The sequence below is a fragment of the Rhodopseudomonas sp. AAP120 genome, assembly GCF_001295845.1.
In the GTDB taxonomy this organism is placed as follows: Bacteria; Pseudomonadota; Alphaproteobacteria; order Rhizobiales; family Xanthobacteraceae; genus Rhodopseudomonas.
In genome coordinates, this window is the sequence record NZ_LJIC01000156.1 from 1 (window position 1) to 5,089 (window position 5,089).

Here is a 5,089-nt window from a genome sequence, read left to right on the forward strand (position 1 = left end):
GACGCGGGCACAGTGCCTGGGGTACCCCCACCCCCGACCCCTCCCCGCAAGGGGGAGGGGAGCAGAGGCGCTTCGTTGCGGAGGGAGGGGAGTATGACCGACCTCCTCACGCTCAAAGGCGTCCACACCAACATCGGCCGCTATCACATCCTGCAGGGCGTCGACTTCGTGGTGCCGGAAGGGCAGACCACGATGCTGCTCGGACGCAACGGGGCCGGAAAGACGACGACGCTGCGCACCATCATGGGGCTCTGGCCGGCGTCGCGCGGCGAGATCACGCTCGCCGGGAAGCGCATCGAGGCGCTGGCGACGCCGGAGATCGCGCGGCTCGGCATCGGCTATGTGCCGGAAACAATGGCGGTGTTCTCCGATCTCACCGTCAAGGAAAACCTGATCCTCGCCGCGCGCGAGCAGGCGATGGACACCGCGCGGCTCGATTGGATCTTCGGCTTCTTCCCGGCGCTGCGGAAGTTCTGGCTGTCGCGCGCCGGCTCGCTGTCCGGCGGGCAGAAACAAATGTTGTCGATCGCCCGCGCCATCATCGAGCCGCGCCAGCTGCTGCTGATCGACGAGCCGACCAAGGGGCTGGCGCCGGCGATCATCGGCGCGCTGATCGAATGCTTCGCCGAGATCAAGCGCAGCGGCGCCACCATCCTGCTGGTCGAGCAGAACTTCCACGTCGCGCAGCAGATCGGCGACAGCGTGCTGGTGATGGACAACGGCATGATCGTCCACCGCGGCGCCATGGCGGCGCTGGCCGCCGACGTCCCGCTGCAAGAACGCCTGCTCGGCCTCAGCCTGGAGGCGCATCAGTGATGATCACAACCGCCCTCTCCCCGTCATTGCGAGCCGAAGGCGAAGCAATCCAGAGCGCCGTGCTCGGAGCTGGATTGCTTCGTCGGCTACGCCTCCTCGCAATGACGGCGTGTGTGGCGATGGCGACTACAACAACAAAGGTGGCGTGAACGCATGACTGACATTCCCGCGCCCGCCCCCTCCACCTCCGATCCGTTGCCACAGGCCAAGCGTGATCTGCTCCCGGTGCTGCTGCCGGTGATCCTGGCGCTGCTGATGCTGCCGCTGGTCGGCTCGTTCTCGTCCTGGGTGACGCTGACCATCGCGTCGCTGGCGATGGGGATGATGATCTTCACCATGGCGTCCGGACTGACGCTGGTGTTCGGGCTGATGGATGTACTCAACTTCGGCCACGGTGCCTTCATTTCCGTCGGTGCCTATATCGCCACGCTGGTACTGCTGCCGCTGGCGGCGATGTCGCAATCCGACTCGCTGCTGATCAATCTCGCGGTGCTGGCGCCGGCGGCGCTGGCCGCGATGGCGGTGTCGGGCGCGCTCGGGCTGGTGGTCGAGCGCGTGCTGATCCTGCCGGTCTACGGCCAGCATCTGAAACAGATCCTGATGACCACCGGCGGGCTGATCGTGGCCGAGCAGGCGCTGTATGCGCTGTGGGGGCCGCAGATCATCCCGCTGCCGCTGCCGGACACGCTGCGCGGCTCGTTCATCATCGGCGATATCGCCATCGCCAAATATCGCCCGCTGGTGATGCTGGTCGGGCTGATCGTGTTCGTCGGTATCCAGCTCACGCTGAACCGCACCAAGATCGGCCTGCTGATCCGCGCCGGCGTCGAGAACCGCGAGATGGTCGAAGCGCTCGGCTATCACGTCAAGCGGCTGTTCCTCGGCGTGTTCATGGTCGGCTCGGCGCTGGCCGGGCTCGGCGGCATCATGTGGGCGCTGTATCGCGAGCAGGTCCACGCCTCGATGGGCAACGAGCTCACCGTCTTGATCTTCATCGTGGTGATCATCGGCGGGCTCGGCTCGGTCGGCGGCTGTTTCATCGGCGCGCTGCTGGTCGCAATGGTAGCCAATTACGGCGGCTTCCTGGTGCCGAAGCTGGCGCTGGTCTCCAACATTCTCCTGATGGTCGCCATCCTGATGTGGCGGCCGCGCGGGCTCTATGCGGTGACGTCACGATGATGATCCTGTCCGGCGATCCGCCGCGCAGCCGGGTGCTGGCGCTGCTGCTGATCGCGATCGTGATGATGCTGGCAATCACCCCGTTCGTGTTCCCCGGCGCCAAGCCGCTCAACGTCGCCGCCAAGATCTGCATCTTCGCGGCGCTGGTGGCGTCCTACGATCTGTTGCTCGGCTACACCGGCACGGTGTCGTTCGCCCACACCATGTTCTACGGCATCGGCAGCTATGCGGTGGCGATCGCGCTGTACGGCCTAGGGCCGAGCTGGGCCGCGGTCGGCGCCGGCATCGTCATCGGCCTGCCGCTCGCGGCGCTGCTAGCATTGGCGATCGGGCTGTTCTCGCTGCGGGTCGAGGCGATCTTCTTCGCGATGATCACGCTGGCGGTGGCGTCGGCGTTTCTCGTGCTGGCATCGCAGCTGTCGTGGCTGACCGGCGGCGAGGACGGCCGCAGCTTCAGCCTGCCGGAGCTGCTGCGGCCCGGCACGGTGTTCGTCAAAGACTTCTTCGGGGTGCGGATCAACGGCCGCATCCTGACCTACTACATCATCCTGGTCGGCTGCGCCGGCATGATCCTGGCGCTGCTGCGGGTGGTGAATTCGCCATTCGGCCGGGTGCTGCAGGCCGTCCGCGAGAACCGCTTCCGCGCCGAGGCGCTCGGCTATCGCACCGTCTTCCACCTCACTTACGCCAACGTGCTCGCGGCGCTGGTCGCCGCCGCCGCCGGCGTGCTCAACGCGATGTGGCTGCGCTATGCCGGGCCGGATACGTCGCTGAGCTTCTCGATCATGCTGGACATCCTGCTGATGGTGGTGATCGGCGGCATGGGCACGATCTACGGCGCGATCATCGGCGCCACCATCTTCATCCTGGCGCAGAATTACCTGCAGACCCTGATGGGCGCGGCCTCGACCGCCGCGGCCGACGCCGGCCTGCCGCTGCTGCCCGGCCTGCTGCATCCGGACCGCTGGCTGCTGTGGCTCGGCCTATTGTTCGTCGCCAGCGTCTATTTCTTCCCGACCGGGATCGTCGGCCGGTTGCGCGGCGGGCAAAAGCCGGCCGAATAAGCCGCGTCCAAAGTCGTAAGGCGCCCCCGACTGCGCGCTCCTGCCGCGCAATCTGACCGGTATCATCTGCGCCAGATCAATTTCGTGTGCAACTGCACAAAGTATCCTGTTGCCGTTCGGGGCGCTCCCTCACCTCCGCGCCCCTCCGACGAGGACCTCCCGCCTACTCCAATACCGAACCTGGCGGATCGTCCGAGCAAACAGGAAGTTGGAAATGACACTGCTCTTGGTGCTGACTGCACTGGCTTTCGCCGCCGCGGTCGTGGTGGCAGGCGTGCTCGCAACCGCCGCTCCGGCCGGCAAACTGGTGTCGCAGGCCGCCGGCGCCGCCGCGATGGTGGTCTCGCCGATCATCACCTTGGTGATTGCCATCGTGCTCGGCAAGATCGGCCTCGGCGGCGAAGGTTTCGGGGCGAGCGAGATCCTGCGCGCCGCGGCGCTGCCGGCGTTCGGCACGCTGTTCGTGGCCCCGTTCGCGTTCTGGTTCTTCCGCCGCCAGCGTCGTCCGCTCGCCGCCTGACGACCCGACGCAACGCACCCCACGGCTGCGCGCAACGGTCCGGCGACGATCCACCGCCGCCGGCCCCCTCCCGATCGGGCGCTCTGCCGCCCAGGCCTTCGAAGTTCCGCCCGAATTCGCCCCAAAGAGCGGCATTTCCGGAACATCCATGCTGCCGCCGGGCGGTTTTTCGAAACCGCCCTTCAAAATTTCATGCGGCCGCATCTATTTTCGCCGGACCCATTGAGATTCGACCGGGGCGCCCCAAGTTCCAGCCATCCGCAACCTTCCAGGACGGCCCCATGTCGACTTCCAAGCTGTTCGAGCCCACTAAGCTCGGTCCGATCACGCTCGCCAACCGCATCGCGATGGCCCCGCTGACGCGTAATCGCGCGATTCCGGACGGCCTCATCCCCAGCCCACTGGCGCCGGAATATTACGGCCAGCGCGCCAGTGCCGGTCTGCTGATCACCGAAGCCAGCCAGGTGTCGCAGCAGGGCCAGGGCTACCAGGACACGCCCGGCATCTATTCGGACGCCCAGGTCGCTGCCTGGAAGAAGGTCACCGACGAGGTGCACAAGCGCGGCGGCAAGATCTTCATCCAGCTCTGGCATGTCGGCCGCATTTCGCATGTCGACCTGCAGCCGAACGGCGGCAAGCCGGTCGCGCCGTCGGCCATCAAGGCCAACACCAAGACCTTCGTGGGCGGCCAGTTCGTCGACGTCTCCGAGCCCCGCGCGCTCGAGCTGAACGAAATCCCCGGCATCGTCGACGACTTCCGCAAGGCCGCCGCCAACGCCATCAAGGCGGGCTTCGACGGTGTCGAGATTCACGGCGCGAACGGCTATCTGCTCGACCAATTCGCCCGCGACAGCTCCAACAAGCGCACCGACCAGTACGGCGGCTCGATCGAGAACCGCGCCCGGCTGATGATCGAGGTCGCCGCCGCGGTGTCCAAGGAGATCGGGCCGGAGCGCACCGGCATCCGGATTTCGCCGGTGACCCCGGCCAACGACGTCTCCGATAGCAATCCGCAGCCGCTGTTCGACTACATCGTCGACGAGCTCAACAAGCTGAAGCTGGTCTATATCCACGTCATCGAAGGCGCCACCGGCGGCCCGCGCGACATCGCGCCGTTCGACTATGCGAGCTTGCGCAAGCGCTTCAGCGGCGCCTACATCGCCAACAACGCCTACGACCGCGCGCTCGCCGACAAGCAGCTCGATGCGGGGGCGGCAGACCTGATCGCGTTCGGCAAGCCGTTCATCTCCAACCCCGATCTGGTCGAACGCCTGAAGCAGAACGCCCCGCTCAACGAAGGCGACAAAGCCACCTACTACGGCGGCGGCGCCAAGGGCTACACCGACTACCCGACGCTGGAATCGGCCCAGGCGGCGCAGTAGTTGTTACCTCTCCCCGCGTGCGGGGAGAGGTCGACCGGCATCGCGCAGCGAGGCCGGTCGGGTGAGGGGGCGCGTCCACGCGGCCGAGACTCAGTGCTCGCGTCGCCCCCCCCCCCCCCCCCCCCCCC

5 protein-coding genes are annotated in these 5,089 nt (G+C 66.8%); all 5 read left to right on the plus strand.

Annotated features, from left to right (window positions below):
• Nucleotides 1–93: 93 nt before the first annotated feature.
• On the plus strand, nt 94–816 hold the full coding sequence (locus IP86_RS22365) for an ABC transporter ATP-binding protein (protein WP_054164640.1): 723 nt from the start codon (nt 94–96) through the stop codon (nt 814–816).
• Between the two features lie 153 nt (nt 817–969).
• Entirely contained in the window at nt 970–1,995 is a 1,026-nt protein-coding gene (locus IP86_RS22370; protein WP_054164641.1) for a branched-chain amino acid ABC transporter permease, read from the plus strand.
• Nucleotides 1,992–3,059, plus strand: coding sequence for a branched-chain amino acid ABC transporter permease (locus tag IP86_RS22375; RefSeq protein WP_054164642.1), 1,068 nt, complete (start codon nt 1,992–1,994; stop codon nt 3,057–3,059). Before IP86_RS22370 ends, IP86_RS22375 begins: the two co-directional genes overlap by 4 nt.
• Nucleotides 3,060–3,273: 214 nt before the next feature.
• Nucleotides 3,274–3,579, plus strand: coding sequence for a reaction-center light-harvesting complex 1 protein PufW (gene pufW / locus IP86_RS22380; RefSeq protein ID WP_054164643.1), 306 nt, complete (start codon nt 3,274–3,276; stop codon nt 3,577–3,579).
• A gap of 281 nt (nt 3,580–3,860) precedes the next feature.
• Nucleotides 3,861–4,961: an alkene reductase gene (locus IP86_RS22385; protein WP_054164644.1), complete on the plus strand. Its 1,101-nt coding sequence runs from the start codon at nt 3,861–3,863 to the stop codon at nt 4,959–4,961.
• Nucleotides 4,962–5,089: the final 128 nt, after the last annotated feature.